At 60.0% G+C, this 16,201-nt stretch carries 14 protein-coding genes; 7 read left to right on the top strand and 7 right to left on the bottom strand.

Annotated elements, in window-relative coordinates; genetic code table 11:
• Positions 1 to 3: 3 nt before the first annotated feature.
• Complete coding sequence (locus BLP65_RS08960; protein WP_092995684.1) at positions 4 to 453, bottom strand: NUDIX hydrolase; 450 nt, start codon at positions 451 to 453, stop codon at positions 4 to 6.
• Positions 410 to 1,063 carry a pseudouridine synthase gene (locus tag BLP65_RS08955; protein WP_092995681.1) on the bottom strand — a complete coding sequence of 218 codons (654 nt, stop codon included), beginning with the start codon at positions 1,061 to 1,063 and terminating at the stop codon, positions 410 to 412. Before BLP65_RS08955 ends, BLP65_RS08960 begins: the two co-directional genes overlap by 44 nt.
• Before the next feature lie 253 nt (positions 1,064 to 1,316).
• Between BLP65_RS08955 and icd the strand changes: the two genes are divergently transcribed.
• The 3 genes from icd to clpA all read left to right on the top strand — a co-directional run bounded on the left by icd (position 1,317) and on the right by clpA (position 5,477).
• Entirely contained in the window at positions 1,317 to 2,573 is a 1,257-nt protein-coding gene (gene icd / locus BLP65_RS08950) for an NADP-dependent isocitrate dehydrogenase (RefSeq protein WP_092995678.1), read from the top strand.
• Positions 2,574 to 2,874: 301 nt separating this feature from the next.
• Entirely contained in the window at positions 2,875 to 3,201 is a 327-nt protein-coding gene (clpS, locus tag BLP65_RS08945) for an ATP-dependent Clp protease adapter ClpS (RefSeq protein ID WP_092995675.1), read from the top strand.
• Between the two features lie 14 nt (positions 3,202 to 3,215).
• On the top strand, positions 3,216 to 5,477 hold the full coding sequence (gene clpA / locus BLP65_RS08940) for an ATP-dependent Clp protease ATP-binding subunit ClpA (protein WP_092995672.1): 2,262 nt from the start codon (positions 3,216 to 3,218) through the stop codon (positions 5,475 to 5,477).
• Between the two features lie 191 nt (positions 5,478 to 5,668).
• Here clpA and infA read toward each other — a convergent pair whose 3' ends face one another.
• The 5 genes from infA to trxB all read right to left on the bottom strand — a co-directional run bounded on the left by infA (position 5,669) and on the right by trxB (position 10,029).
• The gene (gene infA / locus BLP65_RS08935; protein ID WP_092995669.1) at positions 5,669 to 5,887 is read right to left on the bottom strand and encodes a translation initiation factor IF-1; all 219 of its coding nucleotides are present in this window, start codon (positions 5,885 to 5,887) and stop codon (positions 5,669 to 5,671) included.
• Between the two features lie 392 nt (positions 5,888 to 6,279).
• Positions 6,280 to 7,005 (bottom strand): arginyltransferase, encoded by a 726-nt coding sequence (locus tag BLP65_RS08930; RefSeq protein ID WP_245688293.1) that lies wholly within the window; start codon positions 7,003 to 7,005, stop codon positions 6,280 to 6,282.
• Complete coding sequence (gene aat, locus BLP65_RS08925) at positions 7,005 to 7,730, bottom strand: leucyl/phenylalanyl-tRNA--protein transferase (protein WP_092995665.1); 726 nt, start codon at positions 7,728 to 7,730, stop codon at positions 7,005 to 7,007. Before aat ends, BLP65_RS08930 begins: the two co-directional genes overlap by 1 nt.
• Positions 7,727 to 8,875 carry a GNAT family N-acetyltransferase gene (locus BLP65_RS08920; protein WP_092995662.1) on the bottom strand — a complete coding sequence of 383 codons (1,149 nt, stop codon included), beginning with the start codon at positions 8,873 to 8,875 and terminating at the stop codon, positions 7,727 to 7,729. The genes aat and BLP65_RS08920 overlap by 4 nt, the downstream gene beginning before the upstream one ends.
• A gap of 200 nt (positions 8,876 to 9,075) precedes the next feature.
• Positions 9,076 to 10,029, bottom strand: coding sequence for a thioredoxin-disulfide reductase (gene trxB / locus BLP65_RS08915; protein WP_092995659.1), 954 nt, complete (start codon positions 10,027 to 10,029; stop codon positions 9,076 to 9,078).
• 275 nt (positions 10,030 to 10,304) lie between these two features.
• Between trxB and ald the strand changes: the two genes are divergently transcribed.
• The 4 genes from ald to BLP65_RS08895 all read left to right on the top strand — a co-directional run bounded on the left by ald (position 10,305) and on the right by BLP65_RS08895 (position 16,064).
• Entirely contained in the window at positions 10,305 to 11,360 is a 1,056-nt protein-coding gene (gene ald, locus BLP65_RS08910; protein ID WP_092995656.1) for an alanine dehydrogenase, read from the top strand.
• A 236-nt stretch (positions 11,361 to 11,596) separates the two neighbouring features.
• Entirely contained in the window at positions 11,597 to 13,924 is a 2,328-nt protein-coding gene (locus tag BLP65_RS08905) for a DNA translocase FtsK (RefSeq protein ID WP_092995653.1), read from the top strand.
• A gap of 31 nt (positions 13,925 to 13,955) precedes the next feature.
• Positions 13,956 to 14,585 carry an outer membrane lipoprotein periplasmic chaperone LolA gene (lolA, locus tag BLP65_RS08900; protein WP_092995650.1) on the top strand — a complete coding sequence of 210 codons (630 nt, stop codon included), beginning with the start codon at positions 13,956 to 13,958 and terminating at the stop codon, positions 14,583 to 14,585.
• A gap of 129 nt (positions 14,586 to 14,714) precedes the next feature.
• The gene (locus BLP65_RS08895) at positions 14,715 to 16,064 is read left to right on the top strand and encodes a replication-associated recombination protein A (protein ID WP_092995647.1); all 1,350 of its coding nucleotides are present in this window, start codon (positions 14,715 to 14,717) and stop codon (positions 16,062 to 16,064) included.
• Positions 16,065 to 16,201: the final 137 nt, after the last annotated feature.

Here is a 16,201-nt window from a genome sequence, read left to right as displayed (position 1 = left end):
TGGTTAGGTGATATCGGTCAATATGCTTAACGGATGGCGGTGACCGGCAAGATAATCGTCGATGACCCGCAGCACCATGGGGCTGCGCAATTTGTGGCGTTGAGACCAGACCTCGACCCGATTGAGCCAGAGTGTATCGATAATATCTTTATCCAGTTCCCGGGACTCGTCGGCATCCGAGGCGCGTCCGTGGATGGCGAAGCGGACAAAGCAGGCACCCGTACGCGGATTCGTCCATGTATAGATGCCGACCAGGGCATCGGGCGTGAAGTGACGCCCCGTCTCTTCGAAGGTTTCGCGGATGACGGCGTCGAGAATCGACTCTCCCGGCTCCACGTGCCCGGCAGGCTGGTTCAGCACCACCGTCTCTGCAGGCTGCTCCTCCACGAGCAAAAACCGATCATCGTGTTCAATGATCGCGGCGACGGTGACGTGCGGGTTTTCGGTGCTCATGGCTGTCTCCTCGTCGGTGTCGAGGAACCGGCCGCTGGGTCGGTTTCCGCGGAACTATACCCCGATACTGTTCGGGGTCAACCTCGCGCCACTCGCCGGGCGCAAGCCCTTCCAGTCCAAACGGGCCGATGGCTACACGGACCAGACGCAGAGTCGGGTGACCCACCGCGGCGGTCATGCGCCGGACCTGTCGATTCCGGCCCTCGGTCAGGGTCAGCTGCAGCCAGGCGGTGGGTATCGACTTGCGCTCACGCACCGGTGGATCCCGCGGCCAGAGCTCCGGTTCGGCCATTCGCTCCACCTTCGCCGGCCGGGTTCGGCCATCCTTCAACTCTACCCCTGTGGCCAGCTGCTGCAACACCTCCTTGCCGGGTTCCTTTTCCACCTGGACCCAATAGGTCTTGGAAAGTTTATGACGCGGATCGGCAATCCGGTGCTGCAGGGAACCGGAATCGGTCAGCAGCAGCAGACCCTCGCTGTCCCGATCCAGCCGTCCGGCCGGATAGACGCCCTTGATCGAAATGTAGTCTGCCAGGGTGGCGCGGCCCTCACGATCCCGAAACTGGGTGAGGACGCCATAGGGTTTGTTGAACAGGATGAGTTTCGTCATGGAAATCGAATACCGTGACAGGTCGGGCTAGTGGGCCATGCGTTGTTGTCGGCCTTCAGACCGCGTGGTGTTTCTACGGGCCAACGATATGTATAAAATATTAATTAATTCAATATCTTGAAATTCTTATTTAAAGTTAATTATTCACTTTTCCGGGGCCGGTATGCGGCGCTGTATTCGGGAAACTACCGAAAATAGCGGGCGGAATGCTAGAATCCGCGACTTCTTTTTGGCTTCCGGAAGTGGAGTGAGCATGGCCTACGATCAAATCCAGGTGCCCGAGAACGGCGAGAAAATCACCGTTAACACCGATTTTTCGCTGAACGTTTCCAAGCACCCCATTGTGCCCTTTATTGAAGGCGACGGCACCGGAGTCGATATCACGCCGGTAATGCGTAAGGTGGTGGATGCTGCCGTGGATAAAGCCTTCGGTGGTGAACGCTCCATTGCCTGGATGGAAATCTATGCCGGCGAGAAGGCCAACGAACGCTACGGCGAGAACACCTGGCTTCCCGCCGAGACGCTGCAGGCGATCAAGGATTTTTCCGTGGCCATCAAGGGTCCGCTGACCACACCGGTCGGTGGCGGTATTCGCTCCCTGAACGTCACCCTGCGTCAGGACCTGGACCTCTATGTGTGCCTGCGCCCGGTGCGTTATTACGACGGCACCCCCAGTCCCCTCAAGGAGCCGGAGAAGACCGACATGGTCATCTTCCGCGAGAATTCCGAAGACATCTACGCCGGTATCGAATGGGCTGCCGGTACCCCCGAAGTCAGGAAGGTGATCGACTTCTTCCGGAACGAAATGGGCGTAACCAAAATCCGCTTCCCGGAGAGTTCGGGGATTGGGGTCAAGCCAGTCTCGGAAGAGGGTACCAGGCGCCTGGTACGCAAGGCCATTCAGTATGCCATTGACAACGATCGCGACTCGGTAACGCTGGTGCACAAGGGCAATATCATGAAGTTTACCGAGGGCGCCTTCAAAAACTGGGGCTATGAATTGGCAGCCGACGAGTTCGGCGCCGAGCTGCTGGATGGCGGTCCCTGGATGACCCTGAAAAACCCCAGAAGCGGGAAAGCGATCGTCATCAAGGATGCCATTGCCGATGCATTCCTGCAGCAAATCCTCCTGCGCCCGGCCGAATACGATGTGATTGCCACCCTGAACCTCAACGGAGACTACGTCTCCGACGCACTGGCGGCACAGGTGGGTGGTATCGGTATCGCCCCGGGGGCCAACCTTTCCGATAGCGTGGCGATGTTCGAGGCGACCCACGGTACCGCCCCCAAGTATGCCGGCAAGGATCAGGTGAACCCGGGCTCCCTGATCCTTTCAGCCGAAATGATGCTGCGCCATCTGGGCTGGAGTGAAGCCGCCGATCTCATCGTCAAGGGTATGGCAGGTGCCATCGCCGCCAAGACCGTGACCTACGACTTCGAACGGCTGATGGAGGGCGCGACGCTGTTGAGCTGTTCGGGATTTGGCGACGCCATTATCGACAATATGTGAGCCGGACTGAGCCGCCGGAGATCAGGGGGGCGAGGGTTTTCGCCCCCTTTTCTGTTTCCGACGGGTAATCGGCAGACCGGCCCCATCCATCACGCATGAAATTCATGGTTTTACCCGTGGCTGGGCATAGTACACTTATGCCCAAGAGCTTCGGGCAACTGCATGGTTCAGGGGAACCTTGAAGATGCGTGAAATCTCTAACATTTTTGAGCGTTTGTCCAACCGGGCGTTGGAAAGGGGTTCCAGGGCCGATGTCTTGGGTTGACCAACAAATTCTTGCAAAGCTTTTGGGGTACAGGTCATGTCGAAAAAGGACAAGACCCAACACGAACACGATGAAAGTCTGGCGGTCGAAGAGAGTAAGCCGGAACTAAGACGGCCACCCATGTACAAAGTCATTTTACTGAACGATGACTATACTCCAATGGACTTCGTCATCCATGTACTGGAACAGTTTTTCGGCATGGATCGCCATAAAGCGACGCGGGTGATGCTTGCGGTACATACTGAAGGTAAAGCGGTTTGCGGGACTTTCGCTCGGGACGTCGCCGAAACGAAAGTGGTTCAGGTCTGCGAACATGCACGCAAGCACGAGCATCCGCTCCTTTGCACAATGGAAGCTGCCTAGCCCACGAGGTAATCATGCTAAGTAAAGAGCTCGAGTTCACCCTGAATCTGGCTTTCAAGGAAGCGCGGGCCAAACGTCACGAATATATGACGGTGGAGCACCTGCTGCTTGCATTGCTGGACAACCCGTCAGCCGTAGAGGTGCTCCGGGCTTGTGGTTCCGACATGGACACGCTGCGCCGCGAGCTCTCCGCCTTTCTGGACGAGACGGTCCCATTGCTGCCCGAGAATAGTGACCGTGAAACCCAGCCCACGCTGGGATTCCAGCGCGTTCTCCAGCGGGCGGTTTTCCAGGTCCAGTCCTCCGAAAAGAAGGAGGCCACAGGCGCCAACGTACTGGCCGCCATTTTCAGTGAAAAGGAATCCCAGGCTGTATTTTTCCTTAATAAACAGCAGATTACGCGCCTGGATATCGTCGATTACATTTCCCACGGTATCGCCAAGAATCCGGGGGAAGAGGAGCCGGACGAGGACGAGCTGGGTGCGGCCGAGGCGGAACAGGAGTCCTCTCGCAGCCCCCTCGAATCCTACGCCACCAATCTGAACGAAATGGCGCGCAAGGGACGCATCGATCCGCTTATCGGTCGCAAGCACGAGCTGGAGCGGACCATGCAGGTACTTTGCCGGCGCCGGAAGAACAATCCCCTGTTTGTCGGTGAAGCCGGCGTGGGGAAGACCGCGCTGGCGGAAGGGCTGGCAAAACGGGTGGTGGACGGTGAAGTTCCTGAGGTGCTGAAAGACGCCATTGTTCACTCCCTGGATATGGGAGCGCTCCTCGCCGGTACCAAATACCGGGGTGATTTCGAGAAACGCCTGAAGGCGGTGCTCGCGCAGCTCAAGCGGGAAAAGGGCGCGATTCTGTTCATCGACGAGATCCATACCATTATCGGTGCCGGTGCGGCTTCGGGAGGGGCGATGGATGCCTCCAATCTGATCAAGCCGGTGCTGGCCTCCGGTGAGCTCAAGTGCATCGGCTCTACCACCTATCAGGAGTACCGCGGCATTTTTGAAAAGGATCACGCCCTGGCTCGTCGCTTCCAGAAAATCGATGTGCCGGAGCCGACCGCGGAGGAGACCTTCCAGATCCTGGAGGGACTGAAAACGCGCTTTGAGTCACACCACAGTGTGCGTTACACAAAGCAGGCACTGAAGACAGCTGCGGACCTCTCGGCCCGCTACATCCAGGAGCGTCATCTCCCCGACAAGGCCATCGACGTCATCGACGAGGCCGGCGCCCAGCAGCGGTTGCTGCCGGTGTCGAAACGCAAGAAAACGGTGGGCGTGAAGGATATCGAGGGGGTGATCGCAAAGATGGCCCGCATCCCGCCGAAGACGGTCTCCAGCTCGGACAAGGAGAGCCTGCGTACCCTGGAACGGGATCTGAAGCTGATGATCTACGGTCAGGACGAGGCGATCAGCACGCTGTCGACGGCCATCAAGATGGCGCGCTCGGGATTGGGTCAGGATCAGCGGCCGATTGGCTCGTTCCTGTTTGCAGGACCGACCGGGGTGGGCAAGACCGAGGTGACACGTCAGTTGGCACGGGTGCTCGGCATCGAACTGATTCGCTTCGACATGTCGGAATACATGGAGCGGCATACGGTATCGCGCCTTATCGGTGCGCCGCCGGGATACGTCGGCTTCGACCAGGGCGGGCTGTTGACCGAAGCGGTCACCAAGCATCCGCATGCGGTGCTGCTGCTTGACGAGATCGAGAAGGCACATCCAGAGGTGTTCAATCTGCTGCTGCAGGTGATGGACCACGGCACCCTGACCGACAACAATGGCCGCAAGGCCGACTTCCGCAATGTGATCATCGTTATGACCACCAACGCCGGCGCCGAGCAACTGGCGAAGCCCTCGATTGGTTTTGCACCCCAGGACCATTCCTCGGACAGCATGGAGACAGTGAAAAAGATGTTTTCGCCGGAGTTCCGTAACCGGCTCGATGGCATCATCCAGTTCAAGTCTCTGGAGGCGGATACCATCAAGCACGTGGTGGAGAAATTCATCATGGAGCTGGAGGCGCAGCTGGAAGAGAAGGGCGTCACCCTCGATGTCGACGAGAGGGCAAAGGCCTGGCTGGCCAAGCGGGGCTACGACCCGACCATGGGAGCCCGGCCGATGGCCCGGATCATCAAGGAGCACATCAAGAAGTCTCTGGCGGAGGAGTTACTGTTCGGGCGACTGGAGGGGGGCGGTCACGTCACGGTCACCGAGCAGGATGACGAGCTTACTTTCGAGTTTGAAGGTAAGGAGGAGGCGGTGGTGCATTAACGCCATCCCCCAGTACAGCACACGAAACGCCTGACCGGAATGCCGGTTGGGCGTTTTTCGTTTCAGGTAGCGGCGGGCGCGCGGGGAAATACTGCCTATTCACTTACGGGACAGGTGCGCACGCGAAAGCGCCGGCCGGTCACCCGGTCGGGCACTTTTTCCTTCAACGGCGCTATGCCGGGCCTAATTTCTTAACGGGTGCGGAAAGTGATACGCCCCTTCGACAGATCGTAGGGGGTCACCTGAACCGTGACCTTGTCGCCGGTCAGGATGCGGATGTAGTGCTTACGCATTTTGCCGGAGATATGGGCCGTGACCACGTGACCATTCTCCAGTTCGACGCGGAACATGGTGTTCGGAAGGGTCTCGATGACCACCCCTTCCATCTCGATGCTCTCTTCTTTCGCCATGCAGTCTTCGTTTTTAGTTGGAAATGAGGTAGGCGTTTAAGCCTACGTTTCAAAGGCGGCTTATAGTGCCCGATCTCGCCGCAGGAATCAAAGAGCAAGTATAGGGCACTTCTCTTAATCCAACGCGGATTCTGTTGGGTCCAAAATCGCCGGGAGCGGATTTGGACGGCCGCAGGCCGGCCCGAAGGGCGGGCGCCATGGATCGAGTCCGCAACGCCGGGATCGGCGATTTTGGGCCCAACCCTTCGGGCTCGGGACCATTTTGCCCGCTGGACTGCGTTGCAACTCGTTCATGTGGAACAACCACACATCACTCGCTGCGCCTTGCCAGCGGACAAAACGGCCGCGAGCAGAACCGTATTGGATTAATAGAAGTGCCCTATAAGGATCCCTCAGGCTTCTATCGGCTTCCAGTCACCGTTCACTAAAATCTCGAGGGGGCGATAATTGCGCTTGTAAGCCATCTTGGGTGATTCGGCGATGTAGTAGCCTAGATAAACATAGTCGAGCCCGATTCGCCGTGCCTCTTCGATCTGCCAGAGTACGGCAAAGGTACCGAGTCCCCGCTTGTGCTCCCGGGGGTCGAAGAAGGTGTAGACCGCCGACAGCCCTGCGTCGAATTGGTCCACGACCGCAATCGCGAGCAGACGGTCAAGACTGCGGAACTCCACGAAATCGGTGTTAGCCCAGCTACTGGTGAGAAAGGCCATGTACTGTTCGACGCTGTCCACGTCCATGCCGCCTTCGGTGTGTCGGGCGTGGATGTAGTCCCGATAGAGCCGGTAGTGCTCTTCGTGGTATCCGGCGGGACGGCGTGTGACCCGGAGATCCTGGTTGCTTTTCCAGGTACGCCGCTGACTGCGGTTGAGCCGGGCATCCGCAACCGGGATGCGTGCCGGTTGGCAGGCGTCGCAGTGGGAGCAGCGTGGACGGTAGACATACTCTCCGCTGCGGCGAAAGCCGAGCGGGGCCAGAACGCCGTAGAGCTGGTTGCTCATGGGCACGTGTGGATCGGCGAACAGGGTGATCGCTCGCCGTTCGGGGAAATAGCTGCACTCATGCGGCGGCGTGGCATAGAAGGCCATATCCGGCGGAATGAAGTGCATCAGATCATTCATCACCAGAGGATCTCCATTGGGTCCGTATCGAAGTGCCAGGGGGAAGGAACCCCGGGACGCTCACAATAATCATCCAGCAGCCTCATAAACTCCCGGCGCGGGATATCGACCGCACCCAGGCTGGCCAGGTGTTCCGAAGCCACCTGACAATCGATCAATCCGAACCCCCAGGCCTGTAATTGACGGACCAGGTGCACGAAGGCGATCTTTGACGCATTGGTGCGACGGGTGAACATTGATTCGCCAAAAAATACCCGTCCGATGGCAATGCCGTAAAGCCCTCCGACCAGCTCATCCGCCTCCCAGCTCTCCACCGAATGGGCGAAGCCCATTTTATGCAGGCGATAGTAGGCGGCATCCATTTCGGGGGTGATCCAGGTACCCATGCCGTCGCCACGCGGGGCTGCACAGCCCTCGATGACGGCTCCAAAGGCACGATCCAGGGTTACCTCGAAGGGGCGCTTGCGCAGCGCCTTGCGAAGGCTGCGGGAGACCTTGAGGTCCGTGGGGAACAGCACCGCTCGCGGGTCGGGGGTCCACCACAGAATCGGCTGCTCCTCGCTGTACCAGGGGAAGATACCCATCCGATAGCCGGCCAGCAGACGCTGCGGTGAGAGATCGCCTCCGATGGCAAGAAGACCATCGGGATCCTCCAGGGCCAGCTCCGGATCGGGAAATCCGGGTCGCCCCGGCTCCAGCAGAAACGGGGCGCCGGTCTCTCTCATTTCGCTGCCGTCTTCTGTTTGAACGGCAAGTGCCCCGCAAGTTCGTCCATATAGTCGCGCATCACTCCCTCTTCATTCTCTACATAACGGCGAACGGCAGCGCTGAACCCGGCATCGGCCAGCCAGTGGGTGGACCAGGTCGGCACGGGTTCGAAGCCGCGGGAGACCTTGTGTTCGCCCTGGGCACCCGGCTCGAATCGTGCCAACCCCTCCCGTATGCAGTACTCGATGCCGGTATAGTAGCAGGCCTCGAAATGAAGACTGTGAAACGCTTCTGCACAGCCCCAGTGGCGGCCGAACAAAGCGTCGCGGCCGCGCAGGTTGAAGGCGCCAGCCACGTATTCACCACCTTTGCGGGCGAGCACGAGGAGGATCGCATCGGGCATGGACTCGCTCAGATGACGAAAAAAGGCCTCGGTGAGGGTCGGATAGCCGCTGTGTCGCTCAAACGTGGTGCGATAAAAGCGGTGAAAGGCGCGCCAGTGTTCACCCGTTGCCTCATGCCCCGAGAGCACCTCAAGCTCGATTCCGGCCTCTACGACTCGTTTTCGTTCCCGTTTTATCTTTTTGCGTTTTTGTGCGGTGAACCGATCGAGGAAGTCTTCGAAGTCGCGGTAGCCGCGGTTGAACCAGTGGAACTGGGTGCCGAGGCGGCGCATCACTTCTCCACCGACGAGGCTATCGAGCTCTTCCTCTGTCGGGAAAAGCCAGTGCAGCGAGGAGACCCCCAGCTTTCTCGCCACCTCCAGTCCGCCTGTGGCGAGGGTCTGACGAACAGCTGCGGTATCGGCCCCTGCGGCGGTCAGGAGTCGGGGACCGGTCACCGGAGTATAGGGAATGCCGGAAACCAGTTTCGGATAATACCGCCCTCCGGCCCGCTCCCATGCGTCGGCCCATGACCAGTCGAAGACGAATTCACCGTAGGAGTTGGTTTTGAGGTAAAGGGGAGCTGCACCGATCAACTCTCCTTGTTCATGAACAAGCAGGTGGTGGGGCAGCCAGCCCCAGCGTTCACCGAGGCAGTCGAATCGTTCCAGCCCCTCAAGGAATGCATAACGGAGAAACGGGTTGCCTGTCGGCTCCGCGAGGCGATCCCATGCCTCGCCTTCGATCCCGGACAGGCTGGTGACGACAGAAACCTGCATCAATGGTCCCGGTAGGAGGTCTACCCAGGCAGTGTAGTGCCGCGATGTACCAGGCACCAGTAACCCCAGGTGCTGAGGTGATTTGCCCGGCTTCCGCCGCTCCTGCCGGTGTGGCGCAGGAGCGGTGAACCAGCCTGACTGGAACGATTTCTCAAGGTGGGAAGCTGCAGGTGATGTTCGCAGCTACCGGACACGACCGCCTATTCGAGCCCTTCCAGATACCGCTCGGCATCCAGTGCCGCCATGCAACCGGTGCCGGCGGAGGTGATGGCCTGACGGTAGATGTGGTCGGCTACGTCGCCGGCAGCGAATACACCCGGGATGCTGGTGGCAGTGGCATTCCCTTCCGTGCTGCCTTTCACCTTGATGTAGCCATAATCCATCTCGAGCTGCCCCTCGAACATCGCGGTATTGGGCTTGTGACCGATGGCGACGAACATACCGTGGGCCTTGAGGTCCTTGATGGCTCCGGTCCCGGTGTTTTTGATGCGAACGCCGGTGACGCCGCTATTGTCTCCGAGGACTTCCTGAATGGCGTGATTCCACTCGATGGTGACATTGCCGCTTTTCGCCTTTTCGAGCAGTTGGTCCGAGAGGATCTTCTCGGAGCGGAACTTGTCGCGCCGATGCACCACGGTGACATGGTTGGCGATGTTGGAAAGATATAGCGCCTCTTCCACGGCCGAATTGCCCCCGCCGACAACGACCACATCCTGGTTTTTGTAGAAAAAGCCATCGCAGGTGGCACAGGCCGAGACCCCGCGACCTTTGAAGGCCTCTTCGGACTCCAGGCCGAGATATTGCGCCGATGCCCCCGTGGCGATAATCAGCGCATCGCAGGTGTATTCGGCAGCGTCGCCCTTCAAGCGGAAGGGGCGGTTGGTGATATCCACTTCGTTGATGTGGTCGAAGAGCAGCTCGGTACCGAATCGTTCGGCGTGCTGTCGCATGCGGTCCATGAGAGCCGGACCCTGCACGCCCTCATTGTCGCCCGGCCAGTTGTCGACTTCGGTTGTCGTCATCAATTGACCGCCCTGCTGCATGCCGGTAATCAGCACTGGATTGAGGTTGGCACGGGCGGCGTAAACGGCGGCGGTATAGCCAGCTGGGCCGGAACCGAGGATGAGAAGGCGACAGTGCTTGACTTCACTCATGTGTTAGACTCCGAACGCAATTCGATCATATTTATAGTTGCCATTCGCAAACGGGTACCGACTGCTAGCGCCCGGTCATGACGCCTGGCCGAACAGCCCGGAACAGGCTCTGGCGTGACCGCACCCGTTTCATGGGTGTGAACTATGTGGGTGCTCCGTGCACTTTTTTAAACCTGCATTTCTGACTGAAGGACGATGGGGTCAGCTGGTGCAAAAAAGCAGGTGCGAAGGCAGGCTATGGTACGAAAAGTGGTACACAGGGTAAAGGAGACGCTATGCGCATCGGTATCCCCACGGAAGTGAAGACACTGGAGGGTCGTGTCGGCCTGGTACCCGCCGCCGCAGCGGAACTGGTGCGCCGCGGAAACGAGGTTTTCATCCAGATGGGGGCGGGCACCGCCAGTGGTTACGACGACGAACAGTACCGTGCCGCCGGTGTGGGCCTGTTGCCCGACGCTGCTGCCGTCTACCGGCGGGCGGAGATGATCATCAAGGTCAAGGAGCCCCAGCAGGAGGAGCTGAAGCTGCTGCGCCGGGATCATCTACTGTTCTGTTACCTGCACCTTGCCGCCGAGCCGAAACTCATGGCCGATCTACTCGATATCGGACTGACGGCCATCGGCTTCGAGACGGTCGAGGCTGAAGGTGGTCTACCCTTGCTGGCGCCCATGAGCGACATCGCAGGGCGGGTCGCTTCGCAGATCGGTGCTCACCTGTTGCATGCGCCCCAGGGCGGTAAAGGCCTGCTGCTCGGTGGATTGCCTGCCGCGGAGCGGGGGCGGGTCGTGGTGCTCGGGGCCGGGGTTGCCGGAGGTAGTGCTGCACGGGTTGCCGCCGCACTGGGCGCCGAGGTGACCGTGTTCGACAAGAAACGCGAAAAGCTGGAGGCCATGCGCAACCTGGGGCCGAATGTTACGGCCCTTTATCCGTACGAGCATGAACTGGAAAGCGCAGTGGTAGCGGCGGACCTGCTGATCGGGGCGGTATTGATCCCCGGTGCCCGGGCGCCGCATCTGGTCTCCGGGGAGGTCGTTCGGCAGATGGCGACAGGTAGCGCCGTCATCGACATCTCGGTCGATCAGGGCGGATGTATCGAAACCACACGTCCCACCACCTATGCCGACCCTACCTTCATCTGGGAAGGGGTCGTGCACTTTGGTGTGACCAACATGCCCGGCGCTGTGCCGCGCTCCGCTTCACAAGCGCTTTCTGCAGCATTGCTCCCGTTTGCTGAGCGGCTCGTCCGGCCCGGCTGGGAGGATGACCCATCACTCGCGGCCGGCATTAATCTGCACGATGGCGAGGTGATCCATCCGGCGCTGAAGACCTGATGTGGTAGGAACCCGGGGCCGCTCGGCCAATACTGCGAATTGCCGTAAAGACGCAACAACGGATCTTTGCCGGCATCTGCGGTGAATAATTCCTGTTAGTGAAACGAGGTTCCGGGCGACGTCGTTACGACCTGATAAGCTGAAGCGTTACAGACCACCGTTTGCGTGTTCTTGGTTTGTGTTTAGTACGGGTTTACAATAACTTGCAATACTAAATTAAAGTTAGAGATTAATTCTTGGCTCAGGCAACCTCAAAAAACGAAAGCGGCTTCGGTCTCGGAACCCACCTGCACCGCGGACTGCGTGAGGGTGCGCTGTATCTGACGACTGCGCTGGCGGCGTATCTGCTGATTTCGCTGAGCAGTTATCACCCGACGGACCCCGGTTGGTCGCATAGTGGGGGAGAGGGACCGGTCGCGAACTGGGGCGGGCAGGCCGGTGCCTGGATCGCTGATGTCTTCCTTTATCTGTTCGGCTACATGGCCTTTCTGTTCCCGATCATGGTGGGTTATGCGGGATGGCTGCTGTTACGTGGCGGGAACGGAATCAAGGAACAGGCTTCAGCCGCGCAACTCGGGCTGCGGGGGCTTGGATTCGTCGTCAGCCTGGCATCGGGAGCCGGGCTGGCATTTCTGCATTTTGAATTTGATCCGGCTTCGGTACCTTTGACGGCGGGCGGAGTGCTGGGCGATGTGGTCGGCCGGGGATTGGCCGGTGTCGTCAGTTTTCTGGGGGCCACGCTGTTTCTGCTGGCTCTGTTTCTCAGCGGGGCAACCCTTTTTACCGGTATCTCCTGGCTCAGGGTGATGGATGCGACCGGTGCATTGACGCTTCGGATCGTCAACCGGATCGTTGAGCAGGTGGCCTCGATTCCCGATCGCATCGCCGCCCGAAAGGCGCGCCGTGAACGCGAACAGGTCCGCGAAACGGCTCAGAAACGCCAATCGGAACGCATTGCCCCCACCATCGGTTCGCTCCCGAAACCGAAACCGAAACCGAGCGAGCGGGAACAGAAGGAGCGGCAGGTTCCGCTGTTCGAGCCGAATGCCAATGCAGCGCTGCCGTCACTGGCGCTGTTGGATGAGGTGACCGGCCCCAAGCACAGCATCTCCAGGGAATCGCTTGAGGCGATGTCGCGGCTGGTGGAGATGAAGTTGCAGGATTTCGGTATCGAAGTGGTGGTGGAGGCTGTCCACCCCGGTCCGGTGATTACCCGCTTCGAGTTGCAGCCCGCACCGGGCGTAAAAGTCAGTCAGATCAGCAACCTTTCCAAGGATCTGGCGCGTTCGCTCTCCGCCATCAGCGTGCGCGTGGTTGAGGTGATTCCGGGCAAAACCACGGTCGGCCTGGAGATCCCCAACGAAAACCGGGAAATCGTTCAGCTCGCCGAATGCTTCAAGTCTCCTAATTATGACAAGCCCGGTTCGCCCCTGACCCTCGCCTTGGGCAAGGATATCAACGGCCAGGTGGCGGTGGCCGATCTGGCCAAGATGCCCCATCTGCTGGTGGCAGGCACTACCGGCTCGGGTAAATCAGTGGCGATTAATGCCATGATCCTCTCGCTGCTCTACAACGCGAGTCCGCGCGACGTACGAATGATTATGGTCGACCCGAAGATGCTGGAGCTTTCGGTGTACGAGGGGATCCCGCATCTGCTGGCCCCGGTGGTCACCGACATGAAGGATGCCTCCAACGCACTGCGCTGGTGTGTGGCGGAGATGGAGCGTCGCTACAAATTGATGGCGTCCCTCGGGGTGCGGAATATCAACGGCTACAACCGCAAAGTCCGTGAGGCGATAGAGGCCAGACAGCCCATCAAGGATCCGATCTGGCAGCCCCTGGTGCCGGATGCGCCGGAACTGGAGGAGCAGCGTCCCGACCTTGAACCTCTGCCGTACATCGTCGTCGTGGTCGACGAACTGGCCGACATGATGATGGTCGTAGGTAAGAAGGTGGAGGAGTTGATCGCCCGCCTGGCCCAGAAGGCCCGGGCCGCCGGGATCCACCTGATACTGGCAACCCAGCGGCCATCGGTGGATGTCTTGACCGGTCTTATCAAGGCCAATATCCCCACGCGCATCGCGTTCCAGGTTTCGTCGCGCATCGATTCGCGGACCATTCTGGACCAGATGGGCGCTGAGGCCCTGCTGGGACACGGTGATATGCTCTATCTGCCACCGGGGCAGGCGGTGCCGACGCGCGTGCACGGGGCCTTCGTCGATGATCACGAGGTCCACAATGTGGTCGAGGACCTGAAAAAGCGAGGCGAGCCGAATTACCTGGATGAGATCCTTGAAGGTAACAGCGGCAGCGCCGACATGCTGCTTCCGGGTGAAAAGAGTAGTGGCGGCGGTGACGATGAAGCCGACCCGCTCTATGACGAGGCGGTTCAGATCGTTGCCGAGACCCGTCGTGCCTCGATATCCGGTGTTCAGCGGCGGCTGAAGATCGGGTACAACCGTGCTGCCCGGATGGTAGAGGATATGGAGCGGGCGGGCATCGTCGGGCCATTGCAGTCCAATGGCTCCCGTGAGGTGCTCGCGCCACCCCCGCCTGACAAATAGCCCTTGGTCCTTTAACCCAGAGACATAAACCATGCGACGCTCAATGAAGCTCTTGCTTGCGATACCCCTGCTGAGCTTTGCCGCCCTGGCCCAGGCCGGACAGGGACAGCAAAATCTGGAATCCTTTCTGAGCGGCCTCGACACCATGCGGGCGGAGTTTGTCCAGACCCTGGTGGAGGCCGACGGCAGCATTATCGAAGAGAGCCAGGGGGAGATGTTGATAAAGCGGCCGGGCCGCTTCCGACTGGAATACCTGAAGCCCTACCGGCAGACCTATGTGGCCGATGGCGAACGGTTCTGGATGTATGATCACGACCTGGAACAGGTCTCCGTGCGCGAGCAGGGCGACACCCTGGGCGATACCCCGGCGATGCTGCTGTCTGGGACCCGGCCACTGGACGAAGGCTTCGAGATCAAGGAACTGGGAAATCACGAGGGATTCACCTGGCTGGAACTGCGCCCCAAGGGCGGCGATGCCACCTTCGAGTCGATCCGTCTCGCCCTGGAGCCTGAGCTGCTGCGGGCCATGGAAATGGTCGACGGACTCGGCCAGATCACCCGGCTCTACTTCAACACCGTGGAACGCAATCCGGGCATCAAGCCCGCCGCTTTCGATTTCCAGCCGCCGGAGGGCGTCGACGTCGTCGGCGAGGGCTACTAACCACAGAGAACACCGAGGTCACAGAGAAACAACTGTTATCGGCCTTAGCCAGGTTCTCAGTTCTTTTTCAATGAAATTCAATTCTCTGTGCTCTCTGTGCCCTCTGTGGTTAAAAAAGTCGGCTAGCCAATGAATGATCTATTCCACGAACATGCAAGCGGTCCCGAAACGGAACCGCTGAGACCGCTGGCGGATCGGATGCGCCCGCGTAGCCCCGATGAGTTCTTTGGGCAGGCTCATCTGCTTGGGCCGGGCAAGCCGCTGCGTACCGCCATCGAATCGGGCAATCTGCACTCCATGATCCTCTGGGGGCCGCCGGGAACCGGTAAGACCACCCTGGCGCGCATGGCGGCCGGCCGCGCCCGGGCACTTTTCCTCTCGCTCTCGGCCGTGCTCTCCGGGGTCAAGGACATTCGTGCTGCGGTAGAGAAGGCCCGGGAGTTCCAGGCAAAGGAGGGAAGGGGAGCCGTGCTGTTCGTTGACGAGGTGCACCGCTTCAACAAGGCCCAGCAGGATGCCTTTCTGCCCTACGTCGAGGATGGTACCGTCACCTTTATCGGCGCCACTACCGAAAACCCCTCGTTCGAACTCAACAACGCGCTCCTCTCCCGGGCCCGTGTCTATGTGCTGAAGGCGCTCGGGACGGCGGAAATTCGGACGATTGTCGACCGTGCCCTGGATGAGCCCGAAAGGGGACTCGGAGCGCGCCACCTCGCTCTGGAGCCGGCGCTCCGGGACTATCTGGCGGAAGTGGCGGACGGCGATGCCCGGCGGGCGTTGAATCTGCTGGAGATCGCCGCGGATCTCGCCGAGCCGGAGGCCGGCCGGGAAGTCATCAGCGAAGCGGTCCTCAAGGAGGTGTTGGCCGGTGGTGTGCGCCGTTTCGACAAGGGCGGCGAGGCGTTTTACGACCAGATTTCCGCCCTGCACAAGTCGGTTCGTGGTTCATCGCCTGACGGGGCGCTGTACTGGTTTGCGCGCATGCTGGATGGGGGCTGTGACCCGCTCTATATCGCCCGTCGCGTGGTGCGGATGGCCTCGGAGGAGATCGGCAACGCCGATCCCCGCGCCATGGAGATTGCCCTGAATGCCTGGGACGTTCAGGAGCGTCTGGGCAGCCCGGAAGGGGAACTGGCGATCGCCCAGGCCATCCTGTATCTGGCCGCCGCCCCCAAGAGCAATGCGGTCTACAAGGCCTTCAACACGGCTATGGAAGATGTGAAGCAGCACGGCTCGCTGGAGGTGCCGATCCATCTGCGCAACGCCCCCACCAAGCTCATGAAGGAACTGGGCTACGGACGTAAATACCGCTATGCCCATGATGAGCCGGACGCCTATGCTGCAGGCGAGCACTACTTTCCCGAGGAACTTCCCGAGCGGCACTATTACCAGCCAGCGCCCCGCGGTCTGGAGATCAAGATCGGCGAGAAACTGGCCCATCTGGCGGAGCTGGATCGTAAGGCGCGAAAGAAGGATTGACCACGGGGAACACGGGGGATTTATTGGACAGGCACCGGGAAGCGTTCCCGGTCTGGAGGCGTCTTGGTCCTGCCGGGAACACAGGGATGGCCTGCAGGCCATTTTCGGCCGGAGGGCCGGCTTCCTGCACCGGCGAA

The organism is Thiohalomonas denitrificans, from assembly GCF_900102855.1.
In the GTDB taxonomy this organism is placed as follows: domain Bacteria; phylum Pseudomonadota; class Gammaproteobacteria; order Thiohalomonadales; family Thiohalomonadaceae; genus Thiohalomonas; species Thiohalomonas denitrificans.
Note: the sequence above shows the minus strand (reverse complement) of the source record. Positions and strands in the feature narration are given on the sequence as shown.

Bases quoted from the DNA above. Each gene is read 5' to 3' on its own strand.
- BLP65_RS08920 (WP_092995662.1), bottom strand. From the start codon at position 8,875: ATGCAGGTTTCTGTCGTCACCAGCCTGTCCGGGATCGAAGGCGAGGCA.
- trxB (WP_092995659.1), bottom strand. From the start codon at position 10,029: ATGAGTGAAGTCAAGCACTGTCGCCTTCTCATCCTCGGTTCCGGCCCA.
- aat (WP_092995665.1), bottom strand. From the start codon at position 7,730: ATGAGAGAGACCGGCGCCCCGTTTCTGCTGGAGCCGGGGCGACCCGGA.
- infA (WP_092995669.1), bottom strand. From the start codon at position 5,887: ATGGCGAAAGAAGAGAGCATCGAGATGGAAGGGGTGGTCATCGAGACC.
- clpS (WP_092995675.1), top strand. From the start codon at position 2,875: ATGTCGAAAAAGGACAAGACCCAACACGAACACGATGAAAGTCTGGCG.
- BLP65_RS08895 (WP_092995647.1), top strand. From the start codon at position 14,715: ATGAATGATCTATTCCACGAACATGCAAGCGGTCCCGAAACGGAACCG.
- lolA (WP_092995650.1), top strand. From the start codon at position 13,956: ATGCGACGCTCAATGAAGCTCTTGCTTGCGATACCCCTGCTGAGCTTT.
- icd (WP_092995678.1), top strand. From the start codon at position 1,317: ATGGCCTACGATCAAATCCAGGTGCCCGAGAACGGCGAGAAAATCACC.
- BLP65_RS08960 (WP_092995684.1), bottom strand. From the start codon at position 453: ATGAGCACCGAAAACCCGCACGTCACCGTCGCCGCGATCATTGAACAC.
- clpA (WP_092995672.1), top strand. From the start codon at position 3,216: ATGCTAAGTAAAGAGCTCGAGTTCACCCTGAATCTGGCTTTCAAGGAA.
- BLP65_RS08930 (WP_245688293.1), bottom strand. From the start codon at position 7,005: ATGAATGATCTGATGCACTTCATTCCGCCGGATATGGCCTTCTATGCC.
- ald (WP_092995656.1), top strand. From the start codon at position 10,305: ATGCGCATCGGTATCCCCACGGAAGTGAAGACACTGGAGGGTCGTGTC.
- BLP65_RS08955 (WP_092995681.1), bottom strand. From the start codon at position 1,063: ATGACGAAACTCATCCTGTTCAACAAACCCTATGGCGTCCTCACCCAG.